This window comes from Aureimonas glaciei, from assembly GCF_014643375.1.
GTDB classification, from domain to species: Bacteria; Pseudomonadota; Alphaproteobacteria; order Rhizobiales; family Rhizobiaceae; genus Plantimonas; species Plantimonas glaciei.
The window spans coordinates 356,962-372,365 of sequence record NZ_BMJJ01000003.1 but is presented as its reverse complement, the minus strand read 5'-3'; the positions used below and the strand labels follow the sequence as shown (position 1 = coordinate 372,365).

Here is a 15,404-nt window from a genome sequence, read left to right as displayed (position 1 = left end):
GCCGGCAAAGTGTCACAGGGCCGGGAGCGGCAGCGCGGCCGCTGCCATGCCGCGCTGGCGCTCGGCATTGGCCTGAATGAGACGTTTCAGCGCGGCGCGGTCGATGCTCGTCGGCCTGCCGCCGGCGTCGAAGGGCGTCTTGAAATCGAAGGCCGCGGCCGTCGGACCGCGCTCGTGCAGCAGGGCATGACGCGCCACCGCCTCGGTCCAGTCGGGCCGGACGCCGGGCTCGCTCCACCACAGGGCGTAGGGCGGCCACGTCGCCGGCACGAACCACTCGCGGGCATGGCGCATCGCCTCGGCATGGATCGGCCCGTAGGAATAGGCCATGGCCTCGGGAAGATCGCGCCAGAGCGACAGCGTCGAGGGCGACCAGCCATCGCCGCGCTCGACATAGAAGCGCGGATAGACTGGGACGCCCCAGCTTTCCGGCCCGGGCACGTCGGCATAGCCCGAGCGCGCGACAAAGCCCTCGCTCATCTCGGCAGCGCGAAAATTCCGCTCGTTGCGGTCGTAGAAGCCCTGGTTGACCGGTGCATCCGCCGCTTCGCGAAACACCTCGAAGGTATAGACGGCCAGTTTCCGGTCGTTCATCGCAACCCTTTGCCTGTCCCGGGATGCCGGGCGCGATCCGCGCCCGGCCGCGCAGTGGACGGCATTTTCGTAAGCGGAGCTTGCTTCAGCCCGATCCCCCTCCCCGGTCAGTAGTCGACGACGCCCTCGAGCGCGTAGTGCTTGACCGATCGGCGGTTGGCGATCAGTTCGTCGACCGAGGGCGACCCCGTCATGGCGCGCGAGATCGCCAGCTTCGTCGCCTCGTAATTGGTGCGGTAGAGGTCCTTGAGGTCGAGCTCGGCGTGATCGGCGCAGCGCGGGTCGAGCCAGATCATGATGATCATGCAGAGCTCGTCCGCCTCGTCCTTCGGCAGGATTCCCTCGATCAGGCAGTCGACGATGGCGTCCCCGGTCGCGCCCTGCACGACGCCGCCGAGGAGTTCGACATAGGCCAGATCGTGGATCGTCGCCTTCGTCGTCATCATCGTCGCCGGGCGGACCAGCTGGTTCAGATCGCGCACGACGAACATGCGGGTGTGGCCGGCGGTCTGGCCCATCATCGAGGCGAAGGCGGTGCCGACGGGGCCGCGCACCGAGCCGATCAGCACTTCGGGCATGGCGTCAGTGTATTGCCCCTCGGCGGCGAGCACGGTGGCTTCGCCGGTCTTGAACCAGATGTCGGTCATGCGGAAATCTCCTGTGGCGCGTCGTTGCGGACCGCCGTTCCATGCTCGATCGACGCTGCGGCGGCAAGCCCCGGCGGGCGTGGATAGGGCGCGCGGGAGGAGCGGCTTCCAGACGGACGCGGGGCGCGGAGGGTCGGGGCACGGGGCACCGGGCGCGAAACGCAGTCGAAATGCCCACCGCCGTCCTGTTGCCGCCCTTTTGAGAGGGGGCGGCGTCCTCCCACTGCCGGCCACTGGCCAGCCGGTTGTGGCCATCGCGAGGGGAAAGTGAAAAGCGACGACAGCTGCGGACGGCGTCAGAAGCCGGCGCCGGTTCCCAGTCCCATGCAGGCGAGGAAGGCGGAATTTTTCTTGAAATCGGCGGCCGGCTGCGTGCCGCCGCGCACGACCAGGCGCCCCTCTCCGGCGCGGACCGCCGCGATCGCCGCCAGCTCCTCGGAAACCCCTGGCGTTCCGTAGACGTGGACGAGGCACTCACCCTCGCGGCGCTGGCACTGCAAGGCCCAGGCCTTGGCGACGGAGAGGCGCGAGAAGACCCGGAACATCAGGGCTTCGTCGGTTTCGACCTTGACCACGAACATCGGCACCTCCCGCGGGGCAACACGATGAGTGAACCATAAAGAATTGCGGCTGAAAAGCGGCAATCGGGTGGGGCCGCGGAGAGGGCGAGGACGGTGGTGCCGACCCTCGTCCTTCGACAGGCTCAGGATGAGGGTGATGGGTGGGTACCGGAGCAGCTCAGCCGGCGCTGCTTGAGCCGGCAGTACATGAGGCGGCGGCGCCTAAGCCGGCAGTGCTTGAGCCGCCAGAGCTCGAGCTGGCAGTGCTTGTGCCGGCAGGGCCAGAGCCGAAGGTGCTTGAGCGGGCAGCGCCTAAGCAGGCGGTGCTGGAACCGGCAGCGGTTGAGCCGGCAACGCGACCAACGTCAGAACGCCCGCCCCGAAACCCCAAACCCTCATCCTGAGCCTGTCGAAGGACGAGGGTCGGCACGGCGCCCGAACTGCCGACCACCGATGTCTCAATTGGATGGACGTCTCAGAACGAATAGGGGCGGCGGTTGAAGAGGCCCTGGTCGATCTCGTGCTGGCGGCGCTCCAGATCGTCGATCGAGACGGCCTCGTTGAGGTAGTCGAGCGCGCGGTCACGGGGGCTGCGCTGGCGGAAGGCACCGCGAAGGGTGCGGGAAAAGATGTTCATGGAAAGCTCCTTTGCTGACCTGAAGGTAGTTGCCGCCTGTTTATGCTGCAACGCACAAAACTGCATGCAAGCCATGCAGTCCGCTCATTCCGGCGGATGGGGCGCCGAGTGACCGGTGCCCCCAGGACGGCATGGCCATCGCAGATCGGATGGCAGGGCGGCCTGCCCTCTGAACCTGTCCCCTGCCCAGCAAGCGCCGGGGCACCACGCTTCTACCCAGCGTCGCGCTTTTTATACTGATCGATATGATTAACGGTTGACCCGCGGCCTTTCGTTTGGCATGTCGTTTCATATCGAACGGTATGCAATCACGGAGGTGCACGATGAACGAGGACCGGAACGGGACGCAGCAGGCGTCGAACAAGGCACGCTGCGGGCGCCTTGCCCTGTCGATGCGAGCCGACGAGGCAGCCGTGCCGACCGTGGCTTCGCCGGGCCGGATGGACGCGCTGGCGGCCGCCGTGCCGACTCGGCCGTCACGGTTGTCGACATCGGAGCGCCTTCGGCGGCTTGAGGATTTCAGCGCCGCCTGAACGGGCGGGCGGCTCACGCCATCCTTTCCCGAAAACGAAAAACCCGGCGGATCCATCGGATCCGCCGGGTTTTCATTGCGATAGAGGCCTTGAGGCTCAGGCGTTTTCGAGCTTGCCGTCGTGGCGGCGCCAGAGGCCGAGCGGGTTCTCGTCCTTCAGCGCGTCCGGCAGAAGCTCGGCCGGCAGGTCCTGGTAGCAGACCGGGCGCAGGAAGCGGGCGATGGCGAGGCTGCCGACCGAGGTCGAGCGGCCGTCGGAGGTCGCCGGGAACGGACCGCCGTGCACCATGGCGTGCGCCACCTCGACGCCCGTGCCAAAGCCGTTGACCAGCAGGCGTCCGGCCTTGCGCTGGAGAAGCGGCAGGAGCTTGGCGGCGGCCGCGTGGTCGCCGGCGTCGATGTGCAGGGCGATGGTCAGCTGGCCTTCGAGCGCCTCGACGACGCGGCGCAGCGCCGCCTCGTCCGGGCAGCGGACGACGAGCGAGGACGAACCGAAGACCTCGTCCTGCAGCTCGGGATGGGCGAGGAATTCCTCGGCCGTCGTCGAGAACAGCATGGCCTGGCCGCGCAGCGTCTCGGCCGGCAGGCCCTGGCCGACGGTCTTGACGCTCTTATGCGCCGCAAGGCGGGCGGTGCCCTCGCAGTAGGACTTGTGGATCCCGGGCGTCAGCATCACGGCGGCGGCGGCATTGGCGAGCGCGGTCGACGCCGCCGCGACGAAGGCGTCGAGGCCTTCGCCGTCGACGGCCAGGATCAGGCCGGGATTGGTGCAGAACTGGCCGGCGCCGAGCGTCAGCGAGCCGACGAAGGCGGTGCCGATGGCGGCGCCGCGGGCGGCGAGTGCGGCGGGGAAGAGCAGGACCGGGTTGATGCTGCTCATCTCGGCATAGACCGGGATCGGCTCGGCGCGCGAGGCCGCGATCTTCATCAGCGCCGTGCCGCCGCCGCGCGAGCCGGTGAAGCCGACGGCGTGAATGCGGCGATCGGCGACGAGGCCCTGGCCGACGTCACGACCCGAATCGAACAGGAGCGAGAAGACGCCCTCCGCCAGGCCGCAATCCTTGACGGCCTTCTGCACGGCGCGGCCGACCAGCTCGGACGTGCCGGGATGGGCCGAATGCGCCTTGACGATCACCGGGCAGCCGGCGGCCAGCGCCGAGGCCGTGTCGCCGCCGGCGACGGAGAAGGCGAGCGGAAAATTCGAGGCGCCGAACACGGCGACGGGCCCGACCGGCACGTTGCGCAGGCGCAGGTCGACGCGCGGCAGCGGCTTGCGGTCGGGCAGCGCCTTGTCGATGCGGGCGTCGAGGAAGCCGCCATCGCGCAGCACGCCGGCGAAGAGCTTCAGCTGGCCCATGGTGCGGCCGCGCTCGCCCTCGATGCGGCCGCGCGGCAGGCCGCTCTCGGCCATGCAGCGCTCGATCAGTTCGTCGCCGATGGCGAGGATGTTGTCGGCGATGGTCTCGAGGAAAACCGCGCGGGCCTCGAGGCTGGTCTCGCTGTAGGTGTCGAAAGCCTTGTCGGCCAGCGCGCAGGCCGCTTCGAGGTCGTCGAGGGTGGCGCCGCCGAAGCCGGGCTGCAGCTTCTCGCCGGTCGCCGCGTCGAGGCCGAAAATCTCGCCATTGGTGCCCTTGCGGACGGCATGGCCGATGATCTGTTCGCCGAGAATGGTCATGGGTTTCGTCTCCTGAACGGAATGTCTGGCCGCAGCTTTTCGCGCGGCAGGATCGTCTGGATGGCAGTTGAGAGATAGGGCGGGAGAGTCCGATTCCCAAGGTCCCGCCGCAGACTCACCCGGCTATCCGGGGTGTCCGCGGCAGGAGATCCGGCTATTTGCCCCAGTGCATGACCAGCGGATCGAGCTCGCGGGCGAGTTCGAGGAGGCCGGCCTTCGTCTCCGGATGGATCTGGTCGAGCGGGTGGCGGACGACGTCGCTGCGGATTACGCCGCCGGCCGCCATGGCCGTCTTGGCGGCGCGCAGGCCGCACTGGCGGTTCTCGTAGTTGATCAGCGGCAGGATGCGCTCATAGGCCTTGGCGGCGGCCTTGCGGTCGCCGGCCTTGTGGTGCTCGACGACGGGGCGGATGAGGTCGGGCAGGAGCGCGCTCGACATGGTGCCGGTGGCACCGGCGTCGAGATCGGCCATCAGCGTGATGGCTTCCTCGCCGTCGAAGGGGCCCTGCACCAGGTCGCCGCCGGCCGCGATGAGGCCGCGCAGCTTGGCGGCGGTCTGCGGTACCTCGATCTTGAAATAGCGCACCAGCGGCACAGCCTCGGCGATCTTCAGCAGCGCCGGGACGGAGAGCGTGACGCCGGACAGTGGCGCGTCCTGGATCATGATCGGCAGGCCGCTGGCATCGGCGACGCGGGCGAAATGCTCGATCATCGAGGTCTCGTCGATGCGCATGCCGACGCCGTGATAGGGGGGCATCAGCATCAGCATGGCCGCGCCCTGCTCGGCGGCGCGGCGGGCGCGGTCGGCGGCGATGGCGGTGGCGAAATGGCTGCAGGTAACCATCACCGGCACGCGGCCGGCGACATGCTCGAGGCTGAGCTTCGTCAGCGTCTCGCGCTCGTCGTCGGAGACGAGGAACTGCTCGGAATAGTTGGCGAGGATGCAGATGCCGTCGACGCCCTGGTCGACCATACAGTCGAGGACCCGGCGCATGCCGTCGAGGTCGAGGTCGCCGTTCTCCATGAAGGGCGTCGGCGCCACCGGGAAGAGACCGGCGAAGGGAGTGCTTGCAAGATTGGCCATCAGGATTTCCACGCAGCGAAAAGGACGATGGCCGTCGATCGTCGGGCGGTCGACGGCCCCGGGGACGAGAGCGCTCGCCGGTCCGGGCAGGGCCACGGACGATGCGAGATCACGGCGGCGCCAGAACTCAGGAAGTGGAATAGGCCAGCGGCGCGTAAGCGTCCAGCGCTGGCGTGCCGATTCCGGCGGATGTTTGTGCGGGAAGAGCGGCGCCAAACCGGGGCGCGATCGGCGGGCGGCATTCCGCCGGCGTCCCAGGCCTCACTTTATCGAGCGGAACGCGGACCGTTACGCAGCCGCCTTGGCGGCCGACCGCGCGCGCCGTGCTGGCGGACCGCTTTGCTGTCGCGCCGCAATCGCAAAGAAGCGCGGTGACCCGTTGATCGGGGCAGCCGCGATACCGACAGTAACGAGAAAATTCGGGGAAATTGGTCGGAGCGAGAGGATTCGAACCTCCGACCCCTTGGACCCCATCCAAGTGCGCTACCAGGCTGCGCTACGCTCCGACTGAGGCGTTGGTAGTGTTTCTCAGCGCGCCGCGCAAGGGCCTTTCATGCGAGCGGCGAAGAAGCAGGTCAAAAACCCGTTCGCGCGGTCAGCCGGATCAACGGACCTGGTCGAGCAAGCGCTTGCATTCCAGGAGTTCCATCAGCACGTCCTGCAGGGTCTGCGCGCTTTCGGCGGGCATGCCGAGACGGGGCTCGGGATCGCGGCGCAGGAGGCCGGAGAGGCCAAGACGCGGGCGCGCGGGTTCGGGCCTGGCCGGATGCATCAGGACATCCTCCTCGTCCGCCTCGGGCTCGGCGACGATCGCCTCCATGTCGTCGCCGTCGGCCTGGTCGGCCCGGCCGACCTCCAGCGAGTCGAGGCCCGACATGTCGCCCGAGCCCAGCGCCATGACGAAGCGGTTGCCGCTCTCCTTCAGGATGCGCTGCACGCCCTTGATGGTGAAGCCCTTGACGTAGAGGAGGAAGCGAATCCCCTTCAGCAGCTCGACATCTTCGGGCCGGTAATAGCGGCGGCCGCCGCCGCGCTTCATCGGCTTGATCTGCGAGAAGCGCGTCTCCCAGAAGCGCAGGACGTGCTGCGGCAGGTTGAGATCCTCGGCCACTTCGCTGATCGTGCGGAAGGCGTCGATGCTCTTGTCGGCGGTGGATGTCGTGGGAATTTCGGTCAGGGGTCTACTCTGCGGCCTTCAGCATGTCGCCGACGGGCTCGCTGGCCGCGCGGCGCTTGCCGTGGGATTCCAGGATGCAGTCCTTCATGACGTTGGACGGCTTGAACACGGCGACCCGGCGCGGCGAGATCGGAACTTCCTCGCCCGTCTTCGGATTGCGGCCGACGCGCTCGTTCTTGTCGCGCACGAGGAAGGAGCCAAAGGACGAGATCTTGACGGATTCGCCGCGAGCGATGGTCGAGCAGATCTCCTCGAGAACCATCTCGACAAGATAGGCCGACTCGGTGCGAGACAGACCAATCTTTCGAAACACCGCCTCGGCGAGGTCGGCCCTCGTCACCGTTCTGTCACCCATTGCGATCCCCTTGTTCTGCCTGGATTTCTGTCGCCCGCTCCCCAACGTCGACGATCAGTCACCCGGCTAAATCTAAAATACCGATATTCGCTTGTTAATCAAGATTCGATCGGTCACCAGCGCACGACGACGGCGCCCCAGGTGAAGCCGCCGCCCATCGCCTCGAGCAGGACCAGCTGGCCCTTCTGGATCCGGCCGTCGCGGACCGCCCGGTCGAGCGCCAGCGGAATCGAGGCGGCCGAGGTGTTGCCGTGATGCTGCACGGTGATGACCACCTTCTCCGGCGCGATGCCGAGCTTCTTGGCGGAAGCGTCGATGATCCGGCGGTTGGCCTGGTGCGGCACGAACCAGTCGATGTCATCAGGGCCGATGTCGAGGGCGGAAAAGGAATCCTCGATGACGTCGGTGATCATCCCGACCGCGTGCTTGAAGACCTCGCGGCCCTCCATGCGCAGCTTGCCGACCGTGCCGGTGGTGGACGGCCCGCCGTCGACATAGAGCTTCTTCTCGTGCTCGCCGTCGGAACGAAGCCGCGAAACGAGAACGCCGCGGTCGGCGAGCGTGCCCTCGCCCTCGGCCGCCTCGATCACCACGGCGCCGGCCCCGTCACCGAAGAGCACGCAGGTCGAGCGGTCCTCCCAATCGAGGATCCGCGAGAAGGTCTCGGCGCCGATGACGATCGCGCGCTTCACCATGCCGGAGCGGATGTAGAGATCGGCGGTCGTGAGCGCAAAGACGAAGCCCGAACACACGGCCTGGACGTCGAAGGCGAAGCCGTGGCGCATGCCGAGGCGCTGCTGCAGCTGCACGCTCGAGGCGGGAAAGGTGTTGTTCGGCGTGGTCGTCGCCAGCACGATGAGGTCGATGTCGGCGATCGTCAGACCGGCGGCGTCGAGCGCCCGGCGGGCGGCGCCTTCGGCCAGCGACACCGTGGTCTCCCCCTCGCCGGCGACGTGCCGGTTGCGGATGCCGGTGCGCTGGACGATCCATTCGTCGGAGGTCTCGACGACGCCGGCGAAATCCTGGTTCGTCATGATCCTTTCGGGCAGCATCGAGCCGGTGCCGCGAACGATCGATCGGATAATGGTCATTTCACTTGCTCTCCGGCATGCCCGCTGCGGCCTCTTCGGAGACGCGAAGGTAGAAAATGCGAAGATCCTGCTCGATCTTCTCCCTGAGACCGTTCACCGCCATGGCATAGGCGAGGTCGATCGCGGCGGCCATGCCCTCGGCATCGGTGCCGCCATGGCTCTTAATAACGATGCCGTTGAGCCCGAGGAACACGCCGCCATTGACCTTGCGCGGGTCCATCTTGTCGCGCAGGCGATCGAAGGCGCCCTTGGCCAGGAAGTAGCCGGCCCGCGCCATCCAGGTCCGCGTCATCGCGGCGCGGAGGTAGCCGGCGATCTGCTTGGCCGTGCCTTCCGCGGTCTTCAGCGCGATGTTGCCGGTATAGCCCTCTGTGACGACGACGTCCACGGTGCCCTTGCCCAGATCGTCGCCTTCCACGAAGCCGTGATAGATCAGCCCGGGCAGCTCCGTCTCCTTCAGGAGGCGGCCGGCCTCGCGCACGTCGTCCTGTCCCTTGACCTCCTCGACGCCGATGTTGAGGAGGCCGACGGTCGGCCGCTCAATGCCGTGCAAAGCGCGGGCCATGGCGGCGCCCATCATCGAGAAGTCGATCAGCTGCTGGGCGTCGGCGCCGATCGTCGCGCCGACGTCGAGCACGACGCTCTCGCCGCGGATCGTCGGCCAGATCGCGGCGATCGCCGGGCGCTCGATATTGGCCATGGTGCGCAGGCAGAACTTGGCCATGGCCATCAGGGCGCCGGTGTTGCCGGCGGAGACCGCGACGTCCGATTCGCCGGTCTTGACCGCTTCGATGGCCCGCCACATGGACGATTTGTAGCGGCCCTGGCGTAGCGCCTGCGACGGCTTCTCATCCATGCGGATCGACATCTCGCAATGGTGGAAGCTCGAGGCGGCCTTCAGCTGGGGCAGCGTGTCGAGAACTGGGCGGACCTCGTCCTCCTGGCCGTAGAGGACAAAGCGCAGGCCGGGATGGCGCTGCAGGGCGATATTGGCCCCGGGCAGCACGACGGATGGGCCGTGATCTCCGCCCATGACGTCGAGGGAGATCGTGACTCCGGATTTCAGATCCAACGCTGTCTCGCTTTCCTTCGAAGAATGCCCCAAGGCGGCGCGAACATAGCCAATTCCCGCCGAGTGACAACAGGCTTGGGCCGCTAGGGCGCGTCGGGCTTCAGTTTGCGCAGCGTCGCGAAGGGCGAAATCTTGCCGCCCTCGGGCTCCGGATCGGTGTCGAAGGCGTCGAAGCTGGCCCCCTCGGCGCGGGGATAGGGATCGAGGCCGAGCGCCAGGGCTTCGGCCAGAACCGTGCCGAAGTCGATGCGATCGCCGACATAGGTCTCGGGAATATCGTCGCCCTCAGGATCGAGATGCAGCTCGCCGTCCTGCGGCTGGACCATGCGGGCGAGCCTCGAGTGCTCCGGCAGGAAGACAAGGTCGATGTCCTCGTCGATCGTCTGGCTGAGCGGCTCGAGCGTCACCACGTCGGACTGCACGACGTCGGCGGTGAGACGGCCGGTGATCTTCACGCCCTCGCTCCGCCAGCTCTTCACCGTCACGTCCGCCTCCAGCCGGTCGACGCTGGGAATGGCGAGATGCAGGGCGAGCGCCGCCCGCTCGGGCGCCGACGCGGTGAAGCGAACCGGCATCCCGTCCTTGGGAAGCTTGGAGACGATGATCGGGTAAGAAATCGGGGGACCGCCGGCGGCCTTGCCTGTCTCCGTCATGCTGTTCACTCCTCCTTCACGAGCCGGCCGCCGGTGATGGCCTCGGTGGGGACGGCATCGAGGGCGGCCTTCCTGGCCAACATATAGGTGGCGAGGGCGACGCCTGCCTCGGCGGTCGCCGTCGCGGGCAGAGCATGGCGCGACAGGGCCGCGCCGAGGCCGGCGGCGTCCTTGGCCTGCAGCGGCGGATCATAGGCCGCCACCCGCTCATAGAACATGCCCGCCAGCTTGCGCATGCGCTTGGGCACGGAAGGGTCGCCGATGCCGATCTCGCGCAGCGAATCCTCGACGTCGGCGATGAAGCGGTCGACCAGATCCTGCGCCAGCGCCTTCAGACCGGCGTCGTCGCGGCAGCGCGCCAGAAACAGGAAGACATGGATCGACAACGACTCGAACCGGCCCATCACCGTGTCGGGCAGACCGAGATTCAGGTAGAGGTCGGGTTGCCGGGCGTCGACGACGATCGCGGCATAGAGCGTATCGACAACCTGCCGATTGCGCCGGAGCTTCCTGAAACGTTCGAGCATGGGGCTCCCCTGGCCATTCCGGGACGCGGTCGCATGGACCGGAGCCGATTGCAACGCCTCGAAAGGTGCTTTACCTAAGCCGACCCATCCGGATTGCCCAGGGGCACGCCGCGATGTCGCCTTGACCGGCCCCTATGAGTTCCGGGCAGCTTGATGCCGGGCCCTGCCCCACGGGAGATGACACGCGTGAACCGTAGCCACCCAATCCTTCGCCCGGCTCTCGCCTCCATGGCGCTCGGCGCCGCTCTTCTTCTCAGCGCATGCAACACCAGCGAGGTCCTGAACCAGGGCTATATCGTCGACGAGCAGACGGTCGCTCTGGTCCCGGTCGGATCGAGCCGCGAACAGGTGCTGCTGGCGCTGGGCTCGCCCTCGACGACCGCGACCTTCGACAACGAGGTGTTCTACTACATCTCGCAGAAGCGGGTGCGGCCGGTGGCCTTCATGCAGCCGCGCATCGTCGACCAGCGCGTGCTGGCCGTCTACTTCAACGGCACGGGCACGGTCGATCGTCTCGCCAATTACGGCCTGCAGAACGGTCAGCTCTTCGACTTCATCTCCCGCACCACGCCGACCGGCGGCCGCGACGTCAGCTTCCTCGGCCAGATCCTCGAGCCGGGCGCACCGCCGAGCATCGGGCTGCCCGGCGCCGGCGACAACAATCCCGTCGACACCAACCGCGCCGCGGGGCAGTAGGCCGCGCGGCCGCTCCCGCACCCGGCGACAGCAGAACGCAAAAAAGAACCCGCGGGACAGGCGTCCCGCGGGTTCTTTCGTTTCCGGTTGCAGCTTTCGGCCGCTCAGCTGTGCGAGAGCACGGCCAGCAACAGGAGCGCCACGATGTTGGTGATCTTGATCGCCGGATTGACGGCGGGACCGGCGGTGTCCTTGTAGGGATCGCCGACCGTATCGCCCGTCACCGAGGACTTGTGCGCTTCGGAGCCCTTCATGTGGCGGGTGCCGGCCGAATCCACAAACCCGTCCTCGAAACTCTTCTTGGCATTGTCCCAGGCGCCGCCGCCCGAGGTCATCGAGATGGCGACGAAGATGCCGGTGACGATGACGCCGAGCAGCATGGCGCCGAGCGCCGAGAAGGCCTGGCTCTTGTCGGCGATCAGCAGCACGCCGAAGTAGACGGCGAGCGGCGCCAGCACCGGCAGCAGCGAGGGCACGACCATTTCCTTGATCGCCGCCTTGGTCAGGAGGTCCACCGCGCGGGCATAGTCCGGCCGTTCCGTGCCGGCCATGATGCCCGGCTTTTCGCGGAACTGCCGGCGCACTTCCTCGACCACCGAACTCGCGGCGCGCCCGACGGCGGTCATCGCGATGCCGCCGAAGAGGAAGGGGATGAGGCCGCCGAGAAGCAGACCGACGACGACATAGGGATTGGTCAGCGCGAAGTCCGGCTGGACGCCCTGGAAATAGCTGAAGCCGCGTCCGGCATTCGCCTCGCCGACGAAGTACTGGAGATCGTAGCTGTAGGCCGCGAAGAGGACGAGCGCGCCGAGGCCGGCCGAACCGATGGCATAGCCCTTGGTGACCGCCTTGGTGGTGTTGCCGACGGCGTCGAGCGCGTCCGTCGACTTGCGCACGTCGGCGGGCAGGCCGGCCATCTCGGCAATGCCGCCGGCATTGTCGGTGACCGGGCCGAAGGCGTCGAGAGCGACGATCATGCCGGCAACGCCGAGCATGGCGGTGACGGCGATGCCGGTGCCGTAGAGGCCGGCGAGCTGGAACGTCGAGATGATGCCGGCGACGATGACGATGGTCGGCAGCGCAGTGGATTCCAGCGAGACGGCGAGGCCCTGGATGACGTTCGTGCCATGGCCGGAGACCGAGGCCTGGCTGATCGACCGGACCGGCCGGAAGCCGATGCCGGTATAGTATTCGGTGATCCAGACGATCAGGCCGGTGACGACGAGACCGACGACGCCGCAGGCGAAGAGGTTGAGGCCGTTGATGGCGAGGCCGTTGGAGGCGGTGGCGACCTCGCCGAAGCCGACGGTGGCCCAGGTGGCGAGCGCGAGGCCGGCGATCGACAGGATCGTCGTCACCCACAGGCCCTTGTACAGCGCGCCCATGATCGAGCCATTGCGGCCGAGGCGGACGAAGAAGGTGCCGACGATCGAGGTCAGGATGCAGGCGCCGCAGATCGCCAGGGGATAGAGCATCACGCTCTCCAGCACGGGCTGGCCGACGAAGAGGATGGCGCCGAGCACCATGGTGGCGACGACGGTGACGGCATAGGTCTCGAAGAGATCCGCCGCCATGCCGGCGCAGTCGCCGACATTGTCGCCGACATTGTCGGCGATGGTGGCGGGGTTGCGTGGGTCGTCTTCGGGAATGCCCGCCTCGACCTTGCCGACGAGATCGCCGCCGACATCGGCGCCCTTGGTGAAGATGCCGCCGCCCAGACGGGCGAAGATCGAGATCAGCGAGGCGCCGAAGCCGAGCGAGACCAGCGAATCGATGACGACGCGGTCCGACGGCGCGTAGCCCTGATGGCCGGTGAGGACATAGAAGTAGCCGGCGACGCCCAGCAGCGCGAGGCCGGCGACGAGCATGCCGGTGATCGCGCCCGACTTGAAGGCGATGTCGAGACCGGCCGAGAGCGAGCGGGAGGCCGCCTGCGCCGTGCGCACATTGGCGCGGACGGAGACGTTCATGCCGATGAAGCCGGCAAGACCCGACAGGACCGAGCCGATGAGGAAGCCGATGGCGGCGTGGACCGACAGGAGCCACCAGGTGAGCGCGAGAACGACGACGCCGACCATCGCGATGGTCGTGTACTGGCGGGCGAGATAGGCCTGCGCACCCTCGCGGATGGCGCCGGCGATCTCCTGCATGCGGGCATTGCCCTGGTCGGCGGACAGCACCGAGCGCGTCGCCCAGGCCGCATAGACGAGCGACACGAGGCCGCAGAGTAATACGATCGGTAGAATGGCTGGCATGCTGTTCCCTCGCTCCCGCCGACGGGCGACCCCGCGGCTGCCTTGCACACGTTACCGGCGGGGAACGCGTCCCCCCTCCTCCCGGCGGGGGGAGGTTATAGGAGGGTTGCGTTGCGTCAAGGCGTCGCGCCCCGCTTCAGACGGGGGCAATCGCCTTGGAGAACAACCGCTTTTGCAGGAGCAGAGCGAGGAGGCAGACGCCGACGACGGGGAAGACGACGAAATTCATCGTATGCCACCCCTCCGCCACCAGCACGCGGCCGGAGAGGAAGGACGAGAGCGCGACGCAAGAGAACAGGACGAAGTCGTGCAGGCCTTGCGTCTTGTTCTTCTCGGACGGCCGGTAGGTCTCGGCGACCATGGCGGTGGCGCCGATGAAACCGAAATTCCAGCCGAGGCCGAGCAGCACCAGGGAGAGCCAGAAATTCCAGATCTCCTCGCCCTCGATCGCGACGCCTGCAGCGGCGGCGGTCAGAAGAAGGCCGGTCGCCACCACCGTTTCCCTGCCGAAACGGGCGATGATGCGCCCGGTGAAAAAGCTCGGGGCGAACATGGCGAGCACGTGCCACTGGATGCCGAGGACGCCGATATCCTGGGAGAAGCCGCAGCCGACGATGGCAAGCGGCGCGCCGGTCATGACGAAGCTCATCATCGCATAGGTGCCGACGCCGCAGAGCAGAGCGACGATGAAGGCCGGCTGTCGCGCGATCTCGCCGAGGGGGCGGGCCGGCAGGTCGTCCGCCGGCAGTAAGGGCCCGGCCGGCGCGACATCGCGCAGGGCATGGAGCACCAGGGCGCCGGCGAGGGCGAGGCCGGTGACGGCGACGAAGGCGCCGGCGAACTCGATCGGCGCGAACAGGCCGGTGGTGAAGCGCAGCGCCTGCGGCCCGATCACCGCGGCGAAGATGCCGCCGACGAGGACGGTGGCGATGGCGCGCGGCTGGAAGGCTTTCGGCGCGCCGTCGGTGGCGGCGAAGCGGTATTGCTGGACGAAGGCGCCGCCGATGCCGATCATCGCCAGGGCCAGCGCGAAGAACCAGAACTCCTGCCGGAACAGCGCCGTTGCGGCCGCTAGCCCACCGGTGGCGGTCAAGCAGGCGCCGGCGACAAATCCGTGCTTGCGCCCGACGATCCGCATCAAAGCAGCGGCCGGCAGGGCGCCGAGGGCGATGCCGATGTTGAAGCCGGTGACGGGCAGCGTCGCCAGGGACTTGTCGAGGCCGAGCAGCCAGAAGCCGGCCAGACCGCCGCTGGCGATGGTGATGGGCGCTGCCGCCCCGACCAGCGCCTGCGCCGCCGCCAGCACGAAGGCGTTGCGCCGCGCCAGAGCCTGGCCGCCAGGAAGCGCCGCGGCCGTCATCGTCAGCTCGTGCCGCGGCCTTCGCCCCGCGAGCGGCGGGCGATGCGGTCGAGCACGGCATTGACGAGGCGCGGCTCGTCCTCTGAGTAGAAGGCCTTGGCGACGTCGACATATTCGGTGACGATGACGGCGACCGGCACGTCCTTGCGGTTCATCACTTCGTAGGTGCCGGCGCGCAGGATCGCCCGAAGCGTCGTGTCGAGGCGGGCCAGCGGCCAGTCCGGCGTCAGCGAGGTGTGGATCAGCGGGTCGATCTCGGTCTGGCCGCGCACGACCCCCGAAACGACATCGCGGAACCAGGCTGCGTCCGCCTCGCGATAGGTCTCGCCATCGACCTCCTGCCCGAGGCGGAAGGATTCGTATTCGGCGACGATCTCCAGCAGCGGCGTGCCGCCGACATCCATCTGGTAGAGCGCCTGCACCGCGGCGAGGCGCGCGGCGCCGCGCTTGTTGGCGGGCTTGACGGGTTTGGCGTCGGCGTCGGACATC

General features: G+C 67.9%; 17 protein-coding genes and 1 tRNA gene. 2 read left to right on the top strand and 16 right to left on the bottom strand.

Translation table 11 applies throughout. The features are described 5' to 3' along the window. Positions 1-12 precede the first annotated feature (12 nt). The 4 genes from IEX88_RS08500 to IEX88_RS08485 all read right to left on the bottom strand — a co-directional run bounded on the left by IEX88_RS08500 (position 13) and on the right by IEX88_RS08485 (position 2,438). A complete protein-coding gene (locus IEX88_RS08500) occupies positions 13-594 on the bottom strand; it encodes a DUF3291 domain-containing protein (RefSeq protein ID WP_188850147.1) in 582 nt (193 codons plus the stop codon). A 107-nt stretch (positions 595-701) separates the two neighbouring features. Then, positions 702-1,241 carry a formaldehyde-activating enzyme gene (fae, locus tag IEX88_RS08495; RefSeq protein ID WP_188850146.1) on the bottom strand — a complete coding sequence of 180 codons (540 nt, stop codon included), beginning with the start codon at positions 1,239-1,241 and terminating at the stop codon, positions 702-704. 296 nt (positions 1,242-1,537) lie between these two features. Then, on the bottom strand, positions 1,538-1,822 hold the full coding sequence (locus tag IEX88_RS08490; protein ID WP_188850145.1) for a hypothetical protein: 285 nt from the start codon (positions 1,820-1,822) through the stop codon (positions 1,538-1,540). 454 nt (positions 1,823-2,276) lie between these two features. Then, the gene (locus IEX88_RS08485; RefSeq protein ID WP_188850144.1) at positions 2,277-2,438 is read right to left on the bottom strand and encodes a DUF3563 family protein; all 162 of its coding nucleotides are present in this window, start codon (positions 2,436-2,438) and stop codon (positions 2,277-2,279) included. Positions 2,439-2,761: 323 nt separating this feature from the next. Here IEX88_RS08485 and IEX88_RS08480 point away from each other — a divergent pair, with 323 nt between their 5' ends. Beyond that, positions 2,762-2,971 carry a hypothetical protein gene (locus tag IEX88_RS08480; RefSeq protein WP_188850143.1) on the top strand — a complete coding sequence of 70 codons (210 nt, stop codon included), beginning with the start codon at positions 2,762-2,764 and terminating at the stop codon, positions 2,969-2,971. Between the two features lie 96 nt (positions 2,972-3,067). Here IEX88_RS08480 and IEX88_RS08475 read toward each other — a convergent pair whose 3' ends face one another. From IEX88_RS08475 to IEX88_RS08435, 9 genes are all read right to left on the bottom strand, one after another. After that, positions 3,068-4,645: an aldehyde dehydrogenase (NADP(+)) gene (locus IEX88_RS08475; protein ID WP_188850142.1), complete on the bottom strand. Its 1,578-nt coding sequence runs from the start codon at positions 4,643-4,645 to the stop codon at positions 3,068-3,070. A gap of 154 nt (positions 4,646-4,799) precedes the next feature. Then, positions 4,800-5,729 carry a dihydrodipicolinate synthase family protein gene (locus tag IEX88_RS08470; RefSeq protein ID WP_188850141.1) on the bottom strand — a complete coding sequence of 310 codons (930 nt, stop codon included), beginning with the start codon at positions 5,727-5,729 and terminating at the stop codon, positions 4,800-4,802. A 429-nt stretch (positions 5,730-6,158) separates the two neighbouring features. Continuing rightward, a tRNA-Pro gene (locus tag IEX88_RS08465) sits at positions 6,159-6,235 on the bottom strand. A 98-nt stretch (positions 6,236-6,333) separates the two neighbouring features. Further along, a complete protein-coding gene (locus IEX88_RS08460; protein WP_188850339.1) occupies positions 6,334-6,897 on the bottom strand; it encodes a MerR family transcriptional regulator in 564 nt (187 codons plus the stop codon). Positions 6,898-6,910: 13 nt separating this feature from the next. Next, the gene (locus IEX88_RS08455; RefSeq protein WP_188850140.1) at positions 6,911-7,261 is read right to left on the bottom strand and encodes an integration host factor subunit alpha; all 351 of its coding nucleotides are present in this window, start codon (positions 7,259-7,261) and stop codon (positions 6,911-6,913) included. Positions 7,262-7,374: 113 nt separating this feature from the next. Beyond that, a complete protein-coding gene (locus tag IEX88_RS08450; RefSeq protein WP_188850338.1) occupies positions 7,375-8,346 on the bottom strand; it encodes a beta-ketoacyl-ACP synthase III in 972 nt (323 codons plus the stop codon). A gap of 7 nt (positions 8,347-8,353) precedes the next feature. Next, positions 8,354-9,418 carry a phosphate acyltransferase PlsX gene (plsX, locus tag IEX88_RS08445; protein ID WP_188850337.1) on the bottom strand — a complete coding sequence of 355 codons (1,065 nt, stop codon included), beginning with the start codon at positions 9,416-9,418 and terminating at the stop codon, positions 8,354-8,356. Between the two features lie 89 nt (positions 9,419-9,507). Further along, positions 9,508-10,077, bottom strand: a complete 570-nt coding sequence (locus IEX88_RS08440) for a DUF177 domain-containing protein (RefSeq protein WP_188850139.1) — start codon at positions 10,075-10,077, stop codon at positions 9,508-9,510. Positions 10,078-10,082: 5 nt separating this feature from the next. Beyond that, the gene (locus tag IEX88_RS08435) at positions 10,083-10,604 is read right to left on the bottom strand and encodes a ubiquinol-cytochrome C chaperone family protein (RefSeq protein ID WP_188850138.1); all 522 of its coding nucleotides are present in this window, start codon (positions 10,602-10,604) and stop codon (positions 10,083-10,085) included. A 177-nt stretch (positions 10,605-10,781) separates the two neighbouring features. Between IEX88_RS08435 and IEX88_RS08430 the strand changes: the two genes are divergently transcribed. Next, positions 10,782-11,300, top strand: a complete 519-nt coding sequence (locus IEX88_RS08430; RefSeq protein WP_373289560.1) for an outer membrane protein assembly factor BamE — start codon at positions 10,782-10,784, stop codon at positions 11,298-11,300. A gap of 104 nt (positions 11,301-11,404) precedes the next feature. On the opposite strand, the gene IEX88_RS08425 is transcribed toward IEX88_RS08430, so the two are convergent. The 3 genes from IEX88_RS08425 to nusB form a co-directional block, all read right to left on the bottom strand. Next, positions 11,405-13,555: a sodium-translocating pyrophosphatase gene (locus IEX88_RS08425; protein WP_188850137.1), complete on the bottom strand. Its 2,151-nt coding sequence runs from the start codon at positions 13,553-13,555 to the stop codon at positions 11,405-11,407. A gap of 136 nt (positions 13,556-13,691) precedes the next feature. Then, entirely contained in the window at positions 13,692-14,915 is a 1,224-nt protein-coding gene (locus IEX88_RS08420; protein WP_188850136.1) for an MFS transporter, read from the bottom strand. Between the two features lie 2 nt (positions 14,916-14,917). After that, complete coding sequence (gene nusB / locus IEX88_RS08415; protein ID WP_188850135.1) at positions 14,918-15,403, bottom strand: transcription antitermination factor NusB; 486 nt, start codon at positions 15,401-15,403, stop codon at positions 14,918-14,920. Position 15,404: the final 1 nt, after the last annotated feature.